This is a genomic window from Amycolatopsis sp. NPDC104863, assembly GCF_055582965.1.
In genome coordinates this window covers 299,318-319,960 of sequence record NZ_JBVJOW010000011.1, presented here as the reverse complement: position 1 = coordinate 319,960, position 20,643 = coordinate 299,318, and the positions used below count along the sequence as shown (strand labels likewise).

Sequence of the window (20,643 nt, the reverse complement as noted above, 5' to 3'; positions counted from 1 at the left end):
TTGCCGACCACCACGCTGCACCGCCACCGCTGGGCCGCGCTGGCCGTCCTGCTCACCGCCGAGGCCATGAACCTCCTCGACGCGACGATCGTGCAGGTCGCCGGGCCGGTGATCCACGCCGGCCTGCCCGGACCGGCCGCCGACATCCCGTGGTTCAGCGCGGCCTACACCCTGCCGTTCGCGATCTTCCTGATCACCGGCGGACGCCTCGGCGACGTCTTCGGCCGGGCCAGGGTGTTCAAGCTCGGGGTCGCCGGCTTTGTGCTCGCGTCGCTGGTCTGCGCGGCCGCGCCCGCGGCGGGCGTGCTGATCGGGGCGCGCGCGGTGCAGGGCGCGGCGGCCGCGCTGGTCATCCCGCAGACCATCGGCCTCATCCGCGCGCTCTTCGACGGCGCCGAGCTGGCGAAGGCACTGGGCACGATCGGCCCGGTGATGGGCCTGTCCGCCGTCACCGGCCCGCTGCTGGGCGGACTGCTGACGCAGGCCGTGTCGTGGCGCGCGGTCTTCCTGGTGAACGTCCCGCTCGGGCTCGCGGTGCTGCTCGGCGCGCGGCTCCTGCACGAGGACAAGGCCACCACACGGCCGCGGCTCGACGTCGTCGGCACCGCGCTCGTCGTCGCGGGGACCGGGCTGCTCGTGTACCCGCTCATCACCCCGGGCGGGACGTCCTGGCCGCTGCTCGCGGCCGGCGCCGCGCTGCTGGGGGCGTTCGGGCTCCAGCAGCGCCGCACGGCCGCGCCGCTCGTCGAGCCGAGCCTGTTCGCCCACCGCGGGTTCCCGGCGGCGCTCGCCGGGTCGCTGCTGTTCTTCGCGGTGATGACCGGCCTGATGCAGGTCGTCCCGATGCAGCTGCAGCTCGGCGAGGGAGCCGACGTCCGCACCGCGGGCCTGACGCTCCTGCCGCTCTCGGCCGGGCTCGCCGTGGCGTCGTGGTTCGCCGGGACGCGCCTGGTGCCGAAGTTCGGCCCGCGCGTGATGTTCGCCGGGCTCGCGCTGCTGCTGACCGGGATCCTGGCCGTCGCCGCCGGGGTGAGGCCCGCGCTGGCGCTCTGCGGGCTCGGGATGGGGACGTTCACGGTGCCGTTCTTCACCGCGGCCCTGCACCGCGTCCGCCCGCACGAGACCGGTTCGGCCGCCGGGCTGCTCAACGCCGTGCAGCAGCTCGGCGGCACGGTCGGGGTCGCCCTCCTCGGCGGGCTCTACCTGAGGACCGGAACGGCGACCGCGGCGTTCGGCGTTGCCGCCGGGCTGACCGTGGCCGCCTCCATCGCCGTGGTTCCCCTCAGTAGTCGTCGCGCCCGGTGAACTGCTGCTCCAGCAGCTCGGCCGCGCCCGCCACCAGCTCGAGCGGGTCGATGAACTCGTTGATGTCGAGGTGGATCAGCGGCAGCGAGTGGCGCAGCACGAGGTGGTCGCCCATCACCGCGAGCCCGCCCACGACCGTCGACTCGCCGACTTCGGTCAGCACCGACAGGAGGTCGACCTCGTCGTGGCGGGCGAACGGCGTCGCGATCTGGACCCAGTCCTCCTGCTGGTCGAGGATCTCGTGGGCGATCACCATGATCTGGGCCCGCTGCTCGGTGTCGGGGTCGTCGCCGAAGACCAGCCGGATGCGGATCTCGTCGGGGTCGTCGCGCACCACCCGGTAGCCCTGCCTGATGTAAGCGACCAGATCGCCCCACTCCGCCACGCTTTTCCTCCGTCCTCGTGCCTGCTTGCGCGCTCAGCGTAGCGATCAGTCGGTGCCGATCCGGTCGAGATCGGCGAGAACGTCGGCGGGTAGCTCCAGGGAAGCCGCGGCGAGGTTCTCGCGCAGGTGCTCCGGCGAGGACGTGCCGGGGATCAGCAGCATCGACGGCGACCGCTGGAGCAGCCACGCGAGCGCGACCTGCATCGGCGTCGCCCCGACCCGCGCGGCGCAGTCGTCGAGCAGCCCGGACTGCAGCGGGCTGAAGCCGCCGAGCGGGAAGTACGGCACGAAGGCGATCCCTTCGGCAGCGCACTTGTCGACGAGGTCGTCGTTCTCGCGGTGCGCCAGGTTGTACTGGTTCTGGACGCACACGACCGGCGCGATCGCCTTCGCCTCGTCCAGCTGCTCGGCCGTCACGTGGCTGACGCCCAGCTGCCGGATCAGCCCCCGCTCCCGCAGTTCGGCGAGCACCCCGAAGGGTTCGGCGAGCGACATCGCCGCGGGATAACCGCCGGTGCTGTCGCTCAGCCGCAGGTTGACGACGTCGAGCGTGTCGACGCCGAGGTTGCGCAGGTTGTCGTGCACCGCCTGGGTGAGGTCCTCGGCCGACAGCGCGGGCGGCCAGCCCTTGTCCTCGCTGCGCCGCGCGCCGACCTTCGTGACGATCGTCAGCGACTCCGGGTACGGGTGGAGCGCTTCCTTGATCACGGCGTTCACCGTGTGCGGGCCGTAGTAGTCGCTGGTGTCGAGGTGCGTGACGCCGCTCTCGACGGCCTCGCGCAGCACGGCGACGGCTTTGCCGTGGTCCCGCGGCGGCCCCCACACGCCGGGCCCCGCGAGCTGCATGGCGCCGTAACCCATTCGGGTCACAGGAACTTCGCCGCCGAGGCTGAAGGTGCCGCCCAGGTTCGCCATGCCACTCCTCGGATAGACGCCGATGCCCGAGGAAGAGTCTAGGTACTCAGCCGCAGACGCCCTTGCCGCGCAGCACGCGTGTCACCGACTCCTGCACCCGGTCCTTCGGCAGCTCCCCGGACTGCACGGCCTTCACCAGCCGGTTCAGCACCTCGTCGACACGGCCGCCGGACGACCACAGCGCCTGGTCCGCGCCGGCCTGCAGGGCCTTCAGCACCGCGTCGGGCAGCGGATACTGCGCCGTGATCGCCTTCATCGCGCCGAGGTCGTCGGTCACGACCGGCCCGGTGAAGCCGAAGTCGCCGCGCAGCAACTGGTAGGCGGGCGGCGAAAGTGACGCCGGGACGCCGTTCGTCAAGTCCGGCACGTCGAGGTGGCCGACCATGACGGCGACCGGGCCGTAGGCGGCGAGATCCTGGTACGGCACCAGGTCGACCGTGCGCAGCTTCGCGAGCGGCGGGGTGACGACCGTGCCCTTGTGGGAGTCGCCCGAGCCGTGGCCGTGGCCGGGGAAGTGCTTGAGCACCGGCTGGATCCCGGCGTCGCGCAGGCCTTCCGCGAACGCCGTCGCGTACGTCTTCACGGTGAGCGGGTCGGGGCTGAAGGAGCGGTCGCCGATCACGTCGTCGTCCGGCGCGTTCGTGACGTCGGTGTCCGGCGCGAAGTCCACCGTGACGCCGCGGGCGCGCAGCTGCCGGCCGCGGTCGGCGGCGAGCTTGCGGACTTCGGCGGGGGACTTCGTCGCGGCCATCTCGCGCGCGGAGGGGATGTCGCCGTCGAGGTCGTCGATGCGCTGGACCCGGCCGCCCTCTTCGTCGACCGAAACCGCGACCGGCAGGTGGGCCACGCCCTGGACCGCGTCCAGGGACCGGTCTTTCAACAACGCTGTTGCGTTACCGCCGATGAAGATCCCGCCGACCTGGTTGTCGCGCACCATGGACACCGTGGCGGCCGGGTTGTCCCCGGAAACCCCGACCACCACCAGCTGGGCGACCTGGGCACGGACGTCGAGGCCGGTGACCAGCGACGCGCAGTCGCCGGGCCGGGCCAGGCTCGAAGACGGCGCGGGGGAAGCCGGCGGCGGCGCGGCCGAAGGGACGGGAGCGGAAAGCACCGAGGGCCGGGGCAGCGCCAGCCCGGACACGATCCGCGGTTGCAGGCCTGCGACCAGCAGACACCCGGTCACGATGCACAACGCCACCCCCAGGGCGGCCAGACGACGGCGGTTCATCGGTCCCTTCACTCGTCGGCGTTCGCCACGACGGTAGTCGACGGCCTGACTTCACGGCGTGAAGAATGGCTCCACCCCGGCTAGAGAATTCGTGAAGCCACCCTCAGCAGACTGGCGTCACCAGAACACGGACAGTGGGCAGGGAGGGTTCGATGGACCAGGTGCGAGTGGCGGCGTGGGCGTCGGATCCGATCGCGCTCACCGGGCTGATCAACCACCTGAAGTCCCGCCCGGAGCTGCTGGTCGTGCCGCGGGCCCGCCGCGGCGAGGCGGCCGTGCTCGTGTTCGCCGTCGGCCAGGTCGACCGCGAGGTGGTCACCGCGCTGCGGGCCGCCGCCGCCGAGTCGCCCGCCGCGATCGTGCTGGTCGCCGGGCACGTCGACCCTTCGCACCTGCCCCTGCTCGCCGACTGCCACGTTTCCGCCGTCCTGCCGCGCACCGCGCTCGACCGGCTCACCGACAGCGTCCTCGCCGCCGCGCGCGGCCGGACGACGTCCCTGCGCGACCAGGTCGAGGCCCTGGCCCACGACGGCGTCGGCGCGGCTCTGACGCCGCGCGAGGTGGATGTGCTTCGCCTGATGGCCGAAGGCTGGGACACTGCCGAGATCGCGGGCAAGCTCTGCTACTCGGAGCGCACCGTGAAGAATGTCATCTACGCCATGACCAACCGGCTCAACCTGCGCAACCGGCCGCACGCGGTCGCCTACGCCGTGCGAGCCGGTGTGATCTGAGGGAAGCTCACGCCTGTGCGAACGATCACCCGGGCGGCCACCGCGGCCGCCGCGCTGGTCCTGCTCGCCGCCTGCAGCCCGAGTGACGCCGGTGGCAAGACGACGCTCACCATCGCGACCTTCGGCGAGTTCGGGTACGCGCCGCTGATCGCCGAATACGAGAGACTGCACCCGGACATCACGGTGCAGAACCGGGTCACCGACTTCGACACCCACCACAAGGGACTCGCGACGCAGCTCGCCACCGGGCACGGCGCCGCCGACGTCGTCGCGATCGAAGAGCAGTACATCCCGCAGTACCGGAAGGCGAAGGACAAGTTCGTCGACCTCGCCCAGTACGGCGCCCGCGACCTCGAAAACCAGTGGTCGGCGTGGAAGTGGACGCAGGGGACCGACGGCGGCTTCGTGGTCGGCCTCGGCACCGACATGGGCAGCCTCGCCCTCTGCTACCGGCGTGACCTGTTCGCGGCCGCCGGCCTGCCGACGAACCGTGACGACGTCGCGAAGCTGATGCCCGACTGGAACGCCTACGCGGCCGCCGCCGACCGGTTCACGCAGAAGACACCGGGCGTCAAGTTCGCCGACTCCGCGGGCACCGTCTACACGGCGATGCTCAACCAGTCGCCCGAGAACTACTTCGCGCAGCGGGACGACTCGTTCATCGCCGACCGCAACCCGAGCGTGCGCAACGCCTTCTTCCTGTCCGGCGGCATCGCGGCCAAGGGGCAGACGGCGGCCGCGACCACCTTCACCCAGGCCTGGAACGTGGCGATCAAGCAGGGTTCGTTCGCCACCGTCGCCTGTCCCGCGTGGATGCTCAGCCAGATCAAGGAAGCCGGCGGGGACGCCAACAAGGGCAAGTGGGACGTCACCACCGTGCCCGGCAGCAGCGGCAACCAGGGCGGCTCGTTCCTGACCGTGCCGAAGCAGGGCCAGCACCCGAAGGAGGCGTACGAGCTCGCGCGCTGGCTGACCGCGCCGGAACAGCAGAAGAAGCTCTTCCTCTCCGACGGCATCCTGCCCAGCGAGCCGTCGGTCTACGAAGACCCGCAGGTCGTCGCGCACACCGACCCGTACTTCGGGGACGCGCCGATCGGACGGATCTTCGCCGCCTCGGCCGACAAGCTGCGGCCGAACTACCGCGGCCTGCGGGACGCCGACGTCCGGCCGGAGTTCGGGCGGGCCCTCGGCCGGATCGAGGACAAGACGGACAAGAGTGTCGACCACGCCTGGGCGGACGCCGTTCAGCAGGCGCAAGCCGTCCTGAAGTAGCGCCCGCGTGCAGCACCGGCTCGGCCGTTTCGACCGCAGGATCACGCCGCTGCTGCTCATCGCGCCCTTCTTCGGCCTGTTCGTCGTCTTCGGCGCCTTCCCGCTGCTGTACACGATCTGGGTTTCGCTGCACGACTGGAACGTCCTCGACGGCGACCAGGGCTGGCTCGGCCTGGCGAACTACGGCGACCTGCTGGCCGACCCGCGGTTCTACAACGCGCTCGCCAACACCGTCGGCATCTTCCTGCTCGCCGCCGTCCCGGAGTTCCTGCTGGCGCTGGGCATCGCGGCGCTGCTCGACCGGCCGCTGCGCGCGGCGACCTGGTGGCGCACCGGGATCCTGCTGCCGAACGTCGTGTCGGTCGTCGCGATCGGGCTCGTGTTCGGCCAGCTGTTCAGCAAGGACTACGGCGTGGTCAACGAAGTCCTCGGCTGGTTCGGCGTGGCGCCGGTCAACTGGCAGGCCACGACCTGGTCGTCGCACCTCGCGGTGGCGTCCATGGTGCTCTGGCGCTGGACCGGGTACAACGCGCTGATCTACCTGGCCGCGATGCAGGCCGTGCCCGGCGAGCTGTACGAGGCCGCCGAGCTCGACGGCGCGTCGCGGTGGCGGACGTTCTGGTCGATCACCATCCCGGGCATCCGGCCGTCGCTGGCCTTCACCGCGATCGCCGGCACGGTCAACGGCCTGCAGCTGTTCGCCGAGCCGTCGCTGTTCGACGCCGGCGGGTCGGGCGGGACCGGCGGCAACGACCGCCAGTTCCAGACGCTCGTGATGTACCTGTACGAGAAGGGCTTCACGCACTTCGACGCCGGCTACGCGGCCGCGCTGACCTGGGTGATGTTCGTGATCTGCGCGCTGTTCGCGCTGGTCAACTACCGGCTGGTGCGCCGGTTCGTGAGGTCGGCGTGAGAGCCCGGCGGCGCCCGGGCGGGTGGGTGTACGCCGTGCTGACCGGCGTGCTCGGCGCGTCGGTCTTCCCGCTGTACTGGTCGTTCGTGGTGTCAACAAGGGACAACTCGGCGATCGGGGAGACGTCGCCGCTGCTGCTGCCGGGCGGGCACCTGGTGGAGAACGTGCGGCGGGTCTTCGACACCGTCGACTTCTGGCTCGCCATCGGCAACTCGCTGCTCGTCGCGGGCACGGTCATGGTGTCCAACGTCGTGCTGGCGAGCCTGGCCGGGTTCGCGTTCGCGCGGCTGCGGTTCCCGGGGCGCAACACGCTGTTCCTGCTGGTCGTCGGCTCGGCGATGGTGCCGGCGCAGCTCGGCGTCATCCCGCTCTACCTCGTGATCGGCGACCTCGGCTGGTACGGGCGGCTCGAAGCGGTGATCGTGCCGGCGCTGGTCAGCGCGTTCAGCGTGTTCTGGATGCGGCAGGCCTGCGAAAACGCGATCAGCGCGGACCTCGTCGACGCCGCGACCGTCGACGGCTGCGGCATCCTGCGCACCTACTGGCACGTCGCGGTGCCCGCGTTGCGCCCGCACGCCGCGGTGCTCGCGATGCTCACGTTCATGGCCACGTGGAACGACTACTTCTGGCCGCTGGTGGTCCTCGACCCCAACGAGACGCCGACCGTGCAGGTCGCGCTTTCGCAGCTGGCCAGCGGGTACTACACCGACTACGCGCTCATGCTCACCGGCGCGACGGTGGGCGTCCTGCCCGTCATCGCGCTGTTCCTGGTGCTGGGCCGCTACATCGTCCGGGGGATCCTGAAAGGGGCGCCAGTATGACCGAGTTTCCGGCCGGCTTCCTGTGGGGCGCGGCGACCGCGTCGTACCAGGTCGAGGGCGCCGTGAGAGCGGGCGGCCGAGGACCGTCCATCTGGGACACCTTCTCGGCCACCGAGGGCAAGGTGCTCGAAGGCGCGTCCGGCGAAGTCGCCTGCGACCACTACCACCGCTACCCCGAGGACGTCGGCCTGCTGGCCGACCTGGGCCTCGGCGCGTACCGGTTTTCCGTGGCGTGGCCGCGGGTGATGCCGGACGGGCGGACGACGTCGGCCCAGGGCCTGGCGTTCTACGACCGGCTGGTCGACGAGCTGCTCAGCCGCGAAGTCGTGCCGGTGCTGACGCTGTACCACTGGGACCTGCCCCAGGCGCTGGAGGACGCGGGCGGCTGGCCGGCCCGCGACACGGCATCGCGGTTCGCGGACTACGCGGCGGTGGTGCACGACGCGCTGGGCGACCGCGTCGACCAGTGGACGACGGTCAACGAGCCGTTCTGCGCGGCGTTCCTCGGGTACGGCAGCGGGGTGCACGCGCCGGGCGTCCAGGACTACGACACGGCGCTGGTCGCGGCGCACCACCTGCTGCTGGGCCACGGCCTGGCGACACGCGCGCTGACCGAGCAGGCGCGGCCGGGCCACGAGTTCTCCCTCGCGCTGAACTTCGCCCCGGCCATCCCCGACGGGTCGTCGCCGGAGCACCTGGAAGCGGCCCGGAAGTTCGACGGCATCCACAACCGGTTCTTCCTGGACCCGGTGCTGGGCCGCGGCTACCCGGACGACGTCATGGCGGACGTCCTTCACCACGGCGGCCGGTTCGCGGCGGCGGTCCGCGACGGCGACACGGACATCATCGCGGCGGCGATCGACTGGCTGGGCGTGAACTACTACGCGCCCGCGCGGGTCACGCCGCTGGCGGATCCGCTGGGGCCGAGCAACTGCCCGCTGCCGGGGCTGCGCGGTCTCGACGTGCTCCCGGCGGTCGGCCCGGTGACGGCGTTCGGCTGGGAGCAGGCGCCCGCGGTGCTGACGTCGCTGCTGGAGTGGATCTCGACGCGGTCCGGCGGGCTGCCGCTGGTGGTGGCGGAGAACGGCGCGTCGTTCGTGGACGAGGTCGTCGACGGCCGGGTCGCGGACCCCGACCGGGTGCGGTACCTGGAGACGCACGTCCGAGCGGTGCACAACGCGATCCGCGCGGGGGTGGACGTCCGCGGCTACCTGGCGTGGTCCCTGCTGGACAACTTCGAGTGGGCGATGGGGTATTCGCAACGCTTCGGCCTGGTCCACGTCGACTTCGAGACCCAGGTCCGGACGGTCAAGGACTCCGGCCGGTTCCTCGGCCGCGTCGCGAAGGCCAACGCCCTCCCCGACTAACCGTGTCGACTCCCCAATCACGCGTGTCGACCCCTCAATCACGCGTGTCGACCATTCCGGCACACCGGCCCGGTGCGCCAAGGGTCGACACGCGTGATCAGAGGGTCGACACGCGTGATTGAAGGGTCGACACGGGTCAGGAGCGTTGGCGGAAGGCGTCGGCAACACCCGACCGGGACGGGGTTTCCAGCTTCCCGAGCAACCTCGCCACGTGCGCCTGCACCGTGCGGCGCGGCAGGGACAGCTCCGCCGCGATGTCCGGGTTCGACCGGCCTTCCGCGACCAGACTCGCGATCCGGACCTCGATCGGGGTCAGCGATTCCCAGCCGTGGCCGGGGCGGATCGGCGAGAACAGCGCGCCGCGGCGGACGCCCAGGCGGCGCAGGCGCGTCTCTGCCCGGCGCAGGTCCCAGCGGGCCGACAACGCCGTGTACAGCTCCGCCGCCTCCTCGAACGCCGCCTGCGCCGCGTCCAGGCGGCCCGCGCGGGCCAGCAGTTCGGCCGCGTCCTCCAGGGCCGCCGCCAGTTCCGGGCGGCGGCCGACCGCGCGGAAGTGCTCGGCCGTCGCGAGCACCGCCGACGGGTCGTCCTCGATCAGCCCGCGGCACCACGACACCGCCGCGTGCGCCCGCGCCGGACGGCGTTCCTTCGCCGCCTCCTCCTCGCAGACGTCGAGCGCGCGCCGGGCCCGCTCGACGTCGTCCTGCTCCATCGCCAGCCGGACGAACGTCGGCAGCCACTGGTGCCGCAGCATCATCTGCGCGTACGTCGGGTTCAGGATCGGCTCGAGCACGGCCATCGCGCGGGCCCGGTCGCCGCGCTGCTCGGCGGCGAGGGCGTCGGCGACCAGCAGGAAGTCGAAGCTCTCCCGCTCGGCGCCGGTCGCCGGGGCGTACTCCTCGGCCGCGTCGAGGTGGGCCGCGGCCTGCGCGCGGTCGTCACGGCGGCCCGCGATCAGCGCCGCGACACCGTGCAGCAGCAGCGCCGCCGGGCCGGGTTCGCGCAGGCCGTAGAACGTGATCGCCGGGCCGTCCTCGGTGACGGTGTCCAGCTCGACCAGTGCCTCGTCCCAGCGCCCCTCCCAGTACCGGTGCACCGCCACGGACACCTGCAGCCCGACCGGCATCGAGTGCCGCGCCGCGACCTCGCCCGCCATGCGCAGCGCGTCGCCGGCCTCGGCGAGGCGGTCGAGGTTCTGCAGCGTGAAGACGCGGTTGTCGAGCAGGTCGAGGTGCAGGTCGGCCAGCTCGTGCTCGTCACCGACGGCCTCGATCGCGGCGTCGACGTGGGTGAGCGCGCTGTCGTGCTCACGCCGCACGGAATCGACCAGCCACAACGTCTGCAGCGCGTGCGCGGTCAGGTACCGGTCGCCGCCCGCCTGCGCCTTCGTCTCCCGCGCCGCCTTCTCCGCAGTGTCCAAATCGGACAGATCACCGCGGCGGAAGTTCGCCAGCAGCTGCCGGTGCCGCACCCGCCACAGCTCCGGCACGGCCGGGTCGTCGGCCGACGCGCCGAGCGTGGCGACCGCGCTTTCGGTGTCCCCACGCCGGTGCCGCAACGCCGCGAGGACGTGCCGCATCTCCTCGACGGCGTCCGGGTCGGTGGCGACCTCGAGTGCTTGCTGCGCCAGGGTTTCCGGGTTGCGTTCCAGCCGGAACAGCACCTTCACCAGCGCGACGAGCAGGACTTCACGGCGGGCGTCGACACCCGCGGCCAGCGCGCGTTCGAGCAGTTCGACGGCGATCAGCGGCGCCCGGTTCGACACGGCCGCGTGGTGCGCCGCGAGCCAGTCCAGCACCCACTCGTCCACCGTCGCCGGGGCCGCCACCAGCTGCTCGGCGACGCGCTTCACCGGCGCGCCGATCCGGGCGAGCGCCTCGGCCGCCTGCCGGTGCAGCGCCGCCCGCGTCCCGGCCAGCAGCCGGTCGTAAAGCGCTTGCCGCAGCAGGGGATGGCGGAAGGCGAGCTGGGTCCCGGTGTCGATCAGGACGTTCGCCGCGACGGCTTCTTCCAGCGGCTCCAGCAGGTCCGACGGCCGGGTGCCGAGCACCGCGGCGATGTCCCCGACGGCGAACTCCATCCCCAGCAGCGCGCCCCAGCGCAGCACTTCCTGCGTTCCGGCGGGCAGGAAGTCGAGCCGCCGGTCGACCGCCGCGACCAGCGAGCTCGGCGCCTCGAACTCCTCCGGGTCGTCGACGTCGGCCTCGCCGCCGCTGACCTCGACCGCGCCGGCGCGCAGCAGGACGTCGACCATCTCCTTGACGTACAACGGGTTTCCCGCACCACGCGCGGCCAGCTCCCGCAGCCCCGGCCCGGGCGGCGACCCGATCTGGTCTTCGATCAGCCGCCCGACGTCCGCGCCGGTCAGCGGCGCGAGGTCGAGGACCACGCCGTCGCGCGCCAGGACCCCGCGGCGCAGCTGGGCGAGCTCGGCGCGGTCGGGCGCCGGCCGGGTCGCGGCCACCAGCAGCAGCGGCAGCTGCCGGGTCGCCGCGCAGAGCCGGTGCCAGACCAGCACGGACGCCTCGTCCGCCCACTGCAGGTCGTCGATCACCAGCACCTGCGGCGAGTGCGCGCACAGCTCGTCGACCAAGGCCAGGATCCGGTCGACGGCGCCGAGCACCGGGTCGGCCGGCCCCCAGCTGCGCCGCACCGGGCCTTCACCCGCGAGCTCCTTCGCCAGCCGCGCGCGCCGCGGGTCGGGCGAATGCGCGTCGATCGCCAGGCACTCCAGCATGACCTGCAGCGGGAACCGCGTGCTCAGCTCGTCCGCGGCCGCCCAGAGCCGCTGGACGCCGGGGGCGTCCGGCAGCGAGCTGGTGAGCAGCTCGGACTTGCCGATCCCGGCCTCGCCTTCGATCCACACGGCCCGGCCGCGCCCGGCCCGGACGTCGGTGACGAGCTCGGCGAGCCGAGTCGTCTCGGCTTCCCGGCCGAAGAGCCGGTGCCCGGTGACGACCACCGGCGCGGTGGGAGCGTCGAGGGCCGGGTCCTGGGCGAGGATCTGCTGCTGCAGCCGTTGCAGTGCCGGGCCGGGCTCAACCCCGAGCTCGTTGATCAGCGTGGTGCGGGCGTCGCGGAAGACGTCGAGGGCGTCGGCGTGCCGCCCGCTGCGGTAGAGGGCGAGCATGAGCGACTCGCGCAGCGGCTCCCGCAGCGGGTGCTCCCCGGCCAGCACCGCGAGCTCGGGCGCGAGGTCGAGGTGGCCGCCGAGCGCGAGCAGCGCCTCGGCCCGCCGTTCCAGGGTGTTCAGCCGCAGCTCAGCGAGGTATTCGCGGTGTCGCTCGGCGAACTCGCCGGGCACCCCGGAAAGCGCTTCACCCTGCCAGAGGGCGAGGGCGGCGTCGAGCTCGGTGACCGCGGCGCGCGGGTCACCTCCGTCGAGCCGGCGCTGCGCGGCGTCGCGGTGCCGCTCGAACACGGCGGCGTCGAGGGCGTCGTCTTCGAGCAGCAGCGAGTACCCGGCGGGGTCCGACAGGAGGACACTCGCGGCCGACCAGCGTGAGCGGTCCGGCTCCAGCGCGCGCCGCAGCCCCGAAACGTAGGTGTGGACGCTGCCTTCGACACTCGCGGGCGCGGAGTCGCCCCAGACCCCGGCGATCAGCTCGGCCCGCGGCACCGGCCGGCCGGCGTTGACCGCGAGCACGGCGAAGATGGCGCGCTGACGCGCGGGGCCCAGGCCGATTTCGGCCGTCCCGCGCCAGGCCCGCAGCGGGCCGAGCACGCCCACCCGCAGACCGGTGTCCGCATCCCCTGGCATGTCGTTCCGTTCCCTCTGGGGCGCGTGCCCCAGACCCCCGCCAGGGCGGGCCCCCAGGACCCCGGCGGACATCTCTCGGTGCCGACTTCACCGGCGAGCTTACTGTCGTGGCAAGAGGTACCTGAAGTGCGGGGAATCCGGGTTCCCGGCCCCTGGTGTCGGCCGAAGTTTCGACCGTCCGACCGGTATGCGCGGCAGGCTCACTCGCCGGCGGCGCGGGACCGCACGGGGTTGGCGCGCCGGATCCCGAACGGCTGCATCCGGGCCTCCGCGCGCCGCACGTCCCACACCGCGCCCATGCCGGTGTACGCGGTCAAGGCCGTCCGGAACGCCGTCCGCGCCTCGTCCAGCCGGCCCGACTCCGCGAGCAGGATCGCCGCGTCCTCGGTCGCCTTCGCCTGCTTCAGGAGCCGCCCGGCCGCGCGGTAGTGCCCGGCCGCCGTCAGCACCGGCTCCGGATCACCGGTGACCAGCCCCCGGCAGTGCGCGGCCGCCGCCGCGTGCGCCGGCGGGACGTCGCCGTCCGGCTCCAGCAGCCGCAGCGCCTGATGCGCCCGCTGCTGGTCACCCAGCGCCCCCGCGAGCCGCACCAGGTCCGGCAGCCACTGGTGGCGGGCGGCGGGCGGGTAGTTCTCCTCCAGCAGCGGCAGCAGCGCCGTCAGCGCGGCCTCGGGACGGCCGTCCTGCTCGGCCAGCAACGCCTGCGCGGCCAGGAGGAAGTCACCGCCGTCGGGCTCCAGGCCCTGCGGCCACCGCTGCCGGCTCGCCGCCTCGAGGTGGGTCCTGGCCGTGCCCGGCTCACCGCGGTGGCCGGCGATCAGCGCGCCGACGCCGTGCACGAGCAGCGCCGAACCCGGGCTGCGCAGGACGTAGGACGCGGTTTCCGCGCCGTCGCGGATCACCGCGTCCAGCTCGGCCAGCGCCTCGCGCCAGCGGCCCAGCCAGTAGTAGTGCACCGCGCCGGCCAGGTGCATCTCACCCGGCACCGCGCGGGTCGCCGCGATCCGGCGGGCCGCGTCGAGCGGCTCGGCCGCCTCGTCGAGGCTGTCGAGGTTCGGCACGGACAGCGCCGCGTCGTCGAGCGGGTGCAGCCCGGCCGGGACGAGCACCGCGCCGGTGTCTTCGCCGAGCCGTTCCAGCGTGGCCAGCAGCGACTCGTGCCGCCCGCGCCACATCTCCGGGACGTCGGCGTCGTCGAGGGTCCGCTTCAGCTCGGCCGTCGCCTCGGCGAAGTCGCCGCGGCGGTAGTAGATGTAGGCCAGGATCCAGCGCATCTCGGCCGCGCGCCTGCTGTCGGACGTCCGCGCGACGACCGAGCGTGCCTCGGCCTCGGGCTCGCGGCCGAGCCAGAACATCAGCCGCGCCAGGGTCGCGGTCAGCGTCTCCCGCGCGTCCGGCGGCAGCGTGCCCTGGGTGACGGCGTGGCGCAGCAGGTCGACGGCGACCCGCGGGGTCTCGGTGGCGACCGTGCCGATGTTCTCCAGCAGCCACGCGGTGACCCACGGGTCGACCTGCGCGGGCGCGGCGGCGAGCTGCTCGGCGACGCGGTCCGCGGGGGAACCGGTGCCGGCGAAGGCCTCCGCGAGCTGCCGGTGCAGCGCGACGCGCATCGCGGCGGGCGTCTTTTCGTAGAGCACGCGGCGCAGCAACGGGTGCCGGAACGCCAGCCGGTCACCCGACTCGACGAGCACCCCCGCCGTGATCGCCTCGTCGACCGCGCCGACCAGCGCCGTCGGCGGCCGTTCGGTGGCGACGGCGATGTCCGACAGCGAGAACTCGCGGCCCAGCAACGCGGCCCAGCGCAGGGTGTCGCGCGTCCCGCTGGAGAGGAAGCTCAGGTAGAGCGTGATCCGCGAGCCCAGCGGCGACGGGATGGTCGCGCACGAGTTGCCGTCGAGGTGCGCGTGGACGCCGTCGAGCACGATCATGCCCTGCCCGAGCAGCGTCTCGACGATTTCCCGGACGTAGCGCGGGTTCCCGGACGCGTACGACACCAGCACCTGGAGCCCGGGCCCGGGCGGCGCGCCGACCAGCTCGGTGGCGAGTTCGAGCGCGGCGGCGACGGCCAGCGGCGGCAGCGTGAGCACGGTGGTGGGGTCGGCGTCGAGCTCGGCGCGCAGGTCGTCGAGCGCGGCCTGGCGCGGCACCGCGCGGCACGCGCCCACGAGCAGCAGCGGCAGCTCCCGCGTCTCCCGGCTCAGGTGCCGCCACACCCGCAGGGTCGTGTCGTCCGCCCACTGCAGGTCGTCGACCGCCAGCACCAGCGGCGCCTCGGCGCACAGCTCGCGGACCAGCCCGAGCAGGCCGTCGACCGGGTCTTCCCCTGGCCGCTCGGCGAGCCGCGCGGCCAGGCCGGCCCGGCGTTCGTCGGTGGCGCGCGGGTGCACCCCCAGCGCGTCGAGCAACGGCCGGAGCGCGAACCGCTGGTCCAGCGCGTCCGCGGCGGCGAAGGCGGGCTTCAGCTCGGCGTCCTGGGCCATGGCGAGGACTTCGGCGAGCATGGCCGTGCGGCCGCTGCCCGGCTCACCCTCGAGCCACAACGACCGGCCCGTGCCCGCTCCGAGCTCGGCGACGGCTTCGCGCAGCCGGGTCAGCTCGGCCTCGCGGCCGACGAAGACGTCCGCCTGCTCGGGCAGGGTCGCGGCGGGGAACCGCGGCAGCCGGGCCGGGGGCGGCGGTTTCGGCGCCGCGGGCTCGGCGGGCTTCTCCACCAGCTGCTCGTACAACCGCCGCAGCGCCGGGCCGGGCTCGGTGCCCGACGACTCGACCAGCCTGTCCCGGACGTCGGCGTACACCGCGATCGCCTCGGTCCGCCGGTCGGCGCGGGCCAGCGCCCGCATGAGCAGCCCGCGCACCGTCTCGCGGAAGGGGTGTTCGCGCGTCAACGCGGTCAGCTCCGCGACGAGCTCGGCGTGCCCGCCCAGCTCCAGCACGATCTCCGCGCGCCGCTCGATCGTCGCCAGCCGGACCTCCTCGAGGCGGGCGCGCTGGGCGGCGGCGAACGGCCCGGGCAGGCCCGACAGCGGGATGCCCTGCCACAGGCCCAGCGCCTCATCGAGGGTTTCGCGCGCGCCGCGCAGGTCACCGGCCGACTGCGTGCGCTGGGCCAGCTCCCGCAGGGTTTCGAACCGGTGGACGTCGATCGACTCCGCGTCCAGCCGCAGGGAGTACCCGGACCCGATCGACGCGAGCAGCTGCGGGCCCTCACCCTTGACCCGGCCGGGTTCGAGCGCGCGCCGCAGGCCGGAAACGTAGGTGTAGATGGACCCTTGCGCACTCTGCGGCGGCGCTTCGCCCCAGACGGCGTCGATCAGCTCCTCGCGCGAGACCGTGCGGTTCGGGTTCATCGCCAGCACGGCGAGAACCGTCCGACGGTGCGCGGAGCCGAGGTCGAGCTCCTCTTCGCCCAGCCAAGCCTTCACCGGGCCCAGAAGGTGGAGTCTCGGTGCGGAGCTGTCCGCAGCCGACATCGGTCTCCCTTCGTGCGCTGACGGATCGTCACGCGCCGGATGCCTGAGGTGAGCATACGCGGCCGTCGTGAACCGGCAGGCAATGATGGCGGACATTCGGGCAACGGCGGACGGGCGGGGTTTCGTCGCGCCGCGGCGTGCGCCACGCTCGGGGAGCCGAACCCGTGTGAGGAGCCCGGATGTCCACACCCGTGCCGACGGAGGACATGAAGCACGCCGCAGCGCGCTTCGCGTCCGCCATCGAAGCGGCCCACGAGCGGCTTCGCGGGGTCAACAGCGAGATGGCGACGGTCCAGGCCGCGTGGCGCGGGGAGGCGTCCGTCCGGTTCGGGCAGGCGATGAGCGACTGGGAGCAGGAGTTCGACGTGATCCTCTCGAGGCTGGCGTGGCTGCTCGAAACCACCGGCGGCCGGGTGCCGCGGCCGCGGCGGCCGTGACCCGGCACGAGCTCGACTTCACCCTCGCCGACCTCGTGCTCGACCGGATGGGGTCGGTCACCGGTGAGCTCGGCGAGCTGCTCGCCGAGCTCGAGGAGGGGGTCGAGCCGGGCCTGGCCGGCTGGACCGGCGAGGCGCGGGAGCAGTACCTGCTGGCCAAGCGCGACTGGGCCCGCGCGGCCGAGCGGATGCCGGAGTGCCTGGAGCGGGCGCGGGAGGCGTTCGGGGAGCTGGCCCGGGGCGACGGCGGCCCGGCGACGCGCGACGGCTGGTGACTTCTTCACGGCGTGAAGACGGAATAGGGAAGGCGTGAAGACGCGCCGTCCACACTGCCTCCATGAAGCCCGTCGAAGTGACCGTCCTCGCCTCGGACCCGATCACGCACGCCGGCGCGGTGAGCCTCCTGGAGTCGCATCCGGACGTCCGGGTCACCGACCTGGTGCCGGACGTGCTGCTGGTGATGGAGGAGCACGTCACCGAGGCGGTGCTGGGCGAGATCCGCGCGGCGAAGGCGTCTCACGTCGTGCTGGTCGTCGAACACTTCCGCGAGAGCGACCTGATGGCGGTGCTGGAGAGCGGCGTCGTGGCGATCCTGCCGCGCCGCGAGACGGGCGGGGCCGAGCTGGTGACGGCGGTGCTGGCCGCGGGCGACGGCACGGCGAACCTGCCGCCGCGGCTGCAAGGGGCGCTGCTTTCGCAGGTGCAGCGCATGCGCCGGGACGTCCTGGAGCCGAACGGGCTGACGCTGTCCGGCCTCGCCGCGCGCGAATGCGACGTGCTGCGGCTGGTCGCCGAGGGCTTCGGGACCGAGGAGATCGCGGCGAAGCTGTGTTACTCCGAGCGGACCGTGAAGAACGTCCTCTACGGACTCATGACGCGCTGCGGCCTCAACAACCGCGCGCACGCCGTCGCCTACGCGCTGCGAGCGGGCGCGATCTGAGCCGGTTTCCGCGCCTTCGCGTGGGCTAGGGTCACGATCATGGTGTTGACGGCAGCAGAGATCGCGGCGTCCGTCCGGGCCGGGCAGCTCGATCCTGTGCAGGTGACCAAGGAAGCCCTCGACCGGATCGCCGCGGCGGACGGCGTGGTCGGCGCCTTCCGCCGGGTGCGCGCCGACGAGGCGCTGGCCGAAGCCGCGGAGGTCGCCGCGCGGCCCGATCTCGCGTCGCTGCCGCTGGCCGGCGTGCCGGTCGCGGTCAAGGACGTCACGGCGATCACCGGCGAGTTCGCCTCCCACGGTTCGGCGGCGGGGCCGTCTTCCCGGGCGGTCGAGGACGGCGTGGTCGCGGCGCGGCTGCGGGCGGCCGGCGCGGTGCTCGTCGGGCTGACGCGCGTGCCGGAGCTGTGCGTCTGGCCGATGAGCGACACCCCGGACGGCATCGCCCGCAACCCCTGGGACCCGACGTACGCCTCGGGCGGCTCGTCCGGCGGCAGCGCGGCGGCGGTGGCGGCCGGGCTGGTCCCGGTGGCCCACGGCACCGACGGCATGGGCTCGATCCGGCTGCCGGCCGCGATGTGCGGGCTGGTCGGGCTCAAGCCAGGCTCGGACCTGCTGGCCGAAGGCGGCTGGTTCGGCATGTCGGTGCACGGCCCGCTGACAACGACGGTCGCGGACGCGGCGGTGCTGCTGTCGGTGCTGGCGGACAAGCCTTCGCTGGCTTCGGTGCCTTCGCCGTCGGCTGTGCGCATCGCGACGTCGACGACGGTGCCGCTGCTGCACACCCCGGTGCCCCGCGAGCTGGTGGCGGCGGTCGCACAGGCGGCGGGCTTCCTGACGGCGGCCGGCCACACGGTCTCCCCGGGAGCACCGCGCTACCCGGCGACGATGGTGGCGGGCATGACGGCCCGCTGGCTCGCGGGCCCGGCCCGCCAGGCCCGCGACTTCGACTTCGGCCGGTTCCAGCGGCGCACCCGCACGCACGTCCGCCTCGGCCGGCTCCTGGAGCGGGCGGGCCTGATCCGCGACCGCACCCGCGACCGCTGGCTCGAGCGCGCGGCGGAGTTCTTCGAGGCCCACGACGTCCTGATGACACCGACGCTGTCGCACTGGCCGGTGAAGGCGGGCCGCTGGCACGAGCGCCGCTGGCTGACGAACGTCCTGCCGTCGACGCGCCTGGCGGGCTTCACGGGCCAGTGGAACCTGGCGGGCTACCCGGCGATCACGGTCCCGGTGGGCCGCTCGGTCAGGTCGGGCTTGCCAACGTCGGTCCAGCTGATCACCCGCCCCGGCGGCGAGCCGTTGCTGCTGGGCCTGGCGGCCCAGCTGGAGTCAGCCAACCCCTGGCCCCGCACCGCCCGCAACTGAACCCCGCGACCCCCGCCCCCACTCACGCGACTCCCGCCCGCAAGCACGCGAGTTCGGCCCGCAAGCACGCGAGTTCGGCCCGCAAGCACGCGAGTTCGGCCCGCAAGCACGCGAGTTCCGTCCGCAAGCACGCGAGTCCAGTCCCCAGTCACGCGAGTTCCGCCCGCAGGCACGCGAGTTCCGGTTCCAGCCACGCGAGCCGACCCACTAGGTCCGTGTCGTCCGCCCAGGTACGCGTGTCGTCCGCTCGGGTACGCGTGTCGTCCCTTCAGACACGCGAGTCGACCCTCCGATCACGCGAGTTGACCTTCCGATCACGCGTGTCGTCCCTCCGATCACGCGTCAGCCGCACCGCGCCGGCGAGCGCCGGAACTGTCGGTGCCCGCCGGTAGCGTGGAAAACGGGGGCTGCTCAGGCCCGGAAACGCACTGAAGGCCGCCCCGATCACTCGGGACGGCCTTCACGCGAGAAGTCTCAGGAACCCGGCTTGCTCGCCGTCGGCGAGAGCGGCTTGGCGCCGTTGCCGTTCCCGTTCGCCGGCTTGGTCGCCGGGCCGTTCGGCTTCGCGGGCGCATTGCCCGGCTTCGCCACCGGCTTGGGCGCCGGCGCCGCGGCCTTCACCGCGGGCTTCGCCGAAGCCGACGCCGGGATCGACGGCTGGACCACCGGGACCACCGGCGCGGCCGGGGTCGTCGGGGACTCCGCCGCGGTGTCGCCGCCCACCAGCTTGGACGCCTGCGGGATCACCGCTTCCTCCGGCAGCGTCGCCAGCTGCGTCTCGCTGCGGTTGAGGATGTCCTCCGCCGCCGCGAGGCTCTTGCGCGCCTGCTCGCGGATCTCCGCCAGGCGCTCGACCTTGCGGTTCGCCGCCGTCGTGCGCTGGGCCGCCTGGGTGGTCGCCTCGTCGAGCCGGCGCTTGGCCTCCGCCGTGGCCTCGTCCAGCCGCCGCTTGGCCTCGGCCGTCGCCTCCGCGAGCCGGCGCTCGGCCTGGTTCTTGCTGGCCGTGCGCTGGTCGGCGACGTGCTTCTCGAGCGCCGCCTTCTGCGCCGCCTGCGACGACTCGAACTCACGCTCGAGCTTCCGCCGCTTGCGCTCGGCCTCGTTGTCGAGCAGCTCCCGCCGCTGGGCCGCCTCGACGGTCAGCCGCTGCACCTCCGCGCGCGTCTCCGCCAGCGCGTTCTCGTGCTCGGAGTGCAGCAGGTCGGCCTGCTTGTCCAGCTCCGTGACGAGCCGCGAGTAGCGCTCGCGCAGCTTCGTCGACGCCTCGGTCGAGCCCGCCCACGTCTTCTCCGCGGCGGCCTCGGCGCGCTTGACGATCTCGTCCGCGCGGGCCTGCGCGAGCGTGACCGTCCGCTGCATCCGCTCGTCGAGGTCCTCGAGCCGCTCCGGCGGTTTCTTGAGCTCCTCCACCCGCGCTTCCAGCGACGCCACCTGCTGCCGGACCGACTCCAGCTCACGGGTCGCCGTGGCGGCCTGCGCCACGGCGGCGTCGCGGTCGCTCAGCACCCGGCGCAGCTGGGCTTCGACGTGGTCGAGGTACTGACGCACCTCGTTGCGGTCGAAGCCGTGCCAGGCCTGGGTGTATTCACGACGGAGGGGGAGGAGGCCGTTGAGGGCGCTCGCGGCGTGGTCGCGCTCAGGAACCATGCGCCCGACCGTACCCGGGCACCGTCCGCTTACGCCGGTCGGCTTAACAAATCACCAACACGTGTCGCGGTTCCGGCGGCGCGT

General features: G+C 73.3%; 16 protein-coding genes. 10 read left to right on the top strand and 6 right to left on the bottom strand.

The window, feature by feature from the left end; genetic code table 11:
* Window positions 1-1,305, top strand: a complete 1,305-nt coding sequence (locus ACZ63J_RS45205; protein ID WP_465407036.1) for an MFS transporter — start codon at window positions 1-3, stop codon at window positions 1,303-1,305.
* Here the strand turns inward: ACZ63J_RS45205 and ACZ63J_RS45200 are convergent.
* From ACZ63J_RS45200 to ACZ63J_RS45190, 3 genes are read right to left on the bottom strand one after another with little or no spacing between them, the layout of a single operon-like run.
* A complete protein-coding gene (locus ACZ63J_RS45200) occupies window positions 1,283-1,690 on the bottom strand; it encodes a type III secretion system chaperone family protein (protein WP_465302580.1) in 408 nt (135 codons plus the stop codon). The genes ACZ63J_RS45205 and ACZ63J_RS45200 overlap by 23 nt on opposite strands.
* A gap of 45 nt (window positions 1,691-1,735) precedes the next feature.
* Window positions 1,736-2,605: an oxidoreductase gene (locus ACZ63J_RS45195; RefSeq protein WP_465407038.1), complete on the bottom strand. Its 870-nt coding sequence runs from the start codon at window positions 2,603-2,605 to the stop codon at window positions 1,736-1,738.
* 46 nt (window positions 2,606-2,651) lie between these two features.
* Window positions 2,652-3,836, bottom strand: a complete 1,185-nt coding sequence (locus ACZ63J_RS45190; protein WP_465341552.1) for a glycoside hydrolase family 3 N-terminal domain-containing protein — start codon at window positions 3,834-3,836, stop codon at window positions 2,652-2,654.
* A 152-nt stretch (window positions 3,837-3,988) separates the two neighbouring features.
* On the opposite strand from ACZ63J_RS45190, the gene ACZ63J_RS45185 reads away from it, so the two are divergent.
* From ACZ63J_RS45185 to ACZ63J_RS45165, 5 genes are read left to right on the top strand one after another with little or no spacing between them, the layout of a single operon-like run.
* Window positions 3,989-4,567, top strand: a complete 579-nt coding sequence (locus ACZ63J_RS45185) for a helix-turn-helix transcriptional regulator (RefSeq protein WP_465302586.1) — start codon at window positions 3,989-3,991, stop codon at window positions 4,565-4,567.
* 15 nt (window positions 4,568-4,582) lie between these two features.
* On the top strand, window positions 4,583-5,839 hold the full coding sequence (locus tag ACZ63J_RS45180; RefSeq protein ID WP_465407040.1) for an extracellular solute-binding protein: 1,257 nt from the start codon (window positions 4,583-4,585) through the stop codon (window positions 5,837-5,839).
* A gap of 7 nt (window positions 5,840-5,846) precedes the next feature.
* Window positions 5,847-6,752, top strand: coding sequence for a carbohydrate ABC transporter permease (locus ACZ63J_RS45175; protein ID WP_465302590.1), 906 nt, complete (start codon window positions 5,847-5,849; stop codon window positions 6,750-6,752).
* Window positions 6,749-7,573 carry a carbohydrate ABC transporter permease gene (locus tag ACZ63J_RS45170; protein ID WP_465407042.1) on the top strand — a complete coding sequence of 275 codons (825 nt, stop codon included), beginning with the start codon at window positions 6,749-6,751 and terminating at the stop codon, window positions 7,571-7,573. Before ACZ63J_RS45175 ends, ACZ63J_RS45170 begins: the two co-directional genes overlap by 4 nt.
* Window positions 7,570-8,940, top strand: coding sequence for a GH1 family beta-glucosidase (locus ACZ63J_RS45165; RefSeq protein ID WP_465407044.1), 1,371 nt, complete (start codon window positions 7,570-7,572; stop codon window positions 8,938-8,940). The genes ACZ63J_RS45170 and ACZ63J_RS45165 overlap by 4 nt, the downstream gene beginning before the upstream one ends.
* A gap of 136 nt (window positions 8,941-9,076) precedes the next feature.
* On the opposite strand, the gene ACZ63J_RS45160 is transcribed toward ACZ63J_RS45165, so the two are convergent.
* Window positions 9,077-12,700, bottom strand: coding sequence for a BTAD domain-containing putative transcriptional regulator (locus ACZ63J_RS45160; protein WP_465407046.1), 3,624 nt, complete (start codon window positions 12,698-12,700; stop codon window positions 9,077-9,079).
* A 200-nt stretch (window positions 12,701-12,900) separates the two neighbouring features.
* On the bottom strand, window positions 12,901-16,122 hold the full coding sequence (locus tag ACZ63J_RS45155; protein ID WP_465407048.1) for a BTAD domain-containing putative transcriptional regulator: 3,222 nt from the start codon (window positions 16,120-16,122) through the stop codon (window positions 12,901-12,903).
* A gap of 227 nt (window positions 16,123-16,349) precedes the next feature.
* Between ACZ63J_RS45155 and ACZ63J_RS45150 the strand changes: the two genes are divergently transcribed.
* The 4 genes from ACZ63J_RS45150 (at window position 16,350) to ACZ63J_RS45135 (ending at window position 18,912) form a co-directional block, all read left to right on the top strand.
* Complete coding sequence (locus tag ACZ63J_RS45150; protein ID WP_465302600.1) at window positions 16,350-16,607, top strand: WXG100 family type VII secretion target; 258 nt, start codon at window positions 16,350-16,352, stop codon at window positions 16,605-16,607.
* Window positions 16,556-16,882: a hypothetical protein gene (locus tag ACZ63J_RS45145; RefSeq protein WP_465342402.1), complete on the top strand. Its 327-nt coding sequence runs from the start codon at window positions 16,556-16,558 to the stop codon at window positions 16,880-16,882. The genes ACZ63J_RS45150 and ACZ63J_RS45145 overlap by 52 nt, the downstream gene beginning before the upstream one ends.
* 62 nt (window positions 16,883-16,944) lie before the next feature.
* On the top strand, window positions 16,945-17,547 hold the full coding sequence (locus ACZ63J_RS45140) for a helix-turn-helix transcriptional regulator (protein WP_465302604.1): 603 nt from the start codon (window positions 16,945-16,947) through the stop codon (window positions 17,545-17,547).
* Between the two features lie 39 nt (window positions 17,548-17,586).
* On the top strand, window positions 17,587-18,912 hold the full coding sequence (locus ACZ63J_RS45135; RefSeq protein ID WP_465407050.1) for an amidase: 1,326 nt from the start codon (window positions 17,587-17,589) through the stop codon (window positions 18,910-18,912).
* Between the two features lie 474 nt (window positions 18,913-19,386).
* Here ACZ63J_RS45135 and ACZ63J_RS45130 read toward each other — a convergent pair whose 3' ends face one another.
* Window positions 19,387-20,559 (bottom strand): cell division protein DivIVA, encoded by a 1,173-nt coding sequence (locus tag ACZ63J_RS45130; protein WP_465302608.1) that lies wholly within the window; start codon window positions 20,557-20,559, stop codon window positions 19,387-19,389.
* Window positions 20,560-20,643 lie beyond the last annotated feature (84 nt).

Coding starts and splice junctions, on each gene's coding strand:
- ACZ63J_RS45140 (WP_465302604.1), top strand. CDS start 16,945: ATGAAGCCCGTCGAAGTGACCGTCCTCGCCTCGGACCCGATCACGCAC.
- ACZ63J_RS45135 (WP_465407050.1), top strand. CDS start 17,587: ATGGTGTTGACGGCAGCAGAGATCGCGGCGTCCGTCCGGGCCGGGCAG.
- ACZ63J_RS45195 (WP_465407038.1), bottom strand. CDS start 2,605: ATGGCGAACCTGGGCGGCACCTTCAGCCTCGGCGGCGAAGTTCCTGTG.
- ACZ63J_RS45150 (WP_465302600.1), top strand. CDS start 16,350: ATGTCCACACCCGTGCCGACGGAGGACATGAAGCACGCCGCAGCGCGC.
- ACZ63J_RS45165 (WP_465407044.1), top strand. CDS start 7,570: ATGACCGAGTTTCCGGCCGGCTTCCTGTGGGGCGCGGCGACCGCGTCG.
- ACZ63J_RS45160 (WP_465407046.1), bottom strand. CDS start 12,700: ATGCCAGGGGATGCGGACACCGGTCTGCGGGTGGGCGTGCTCGGCCCG.
- ACZ63J_RS45190 (WP_465341552.1), bottom strand. CDS start 3,836: ATGAACCGCCGTCGTCTGGCCGCCCTGGGGGTGGCGTTGTGCATCGTG.
- ACZ63J_RS45130 (WP_465302608.1), bottom strand. CDS start 20,559: ATGGTTCCTGAGCGCGACCACGCCGCGAGCGCCCTCAACGGCCTCCTC.
- ACZ63J_RS45185 (WP_465302586.1), top strand. CDS start 3,989: ATGGACCAGGTGCGAGTGGCGGCGTGGGCGTCGGATCCGATCGCGCTC.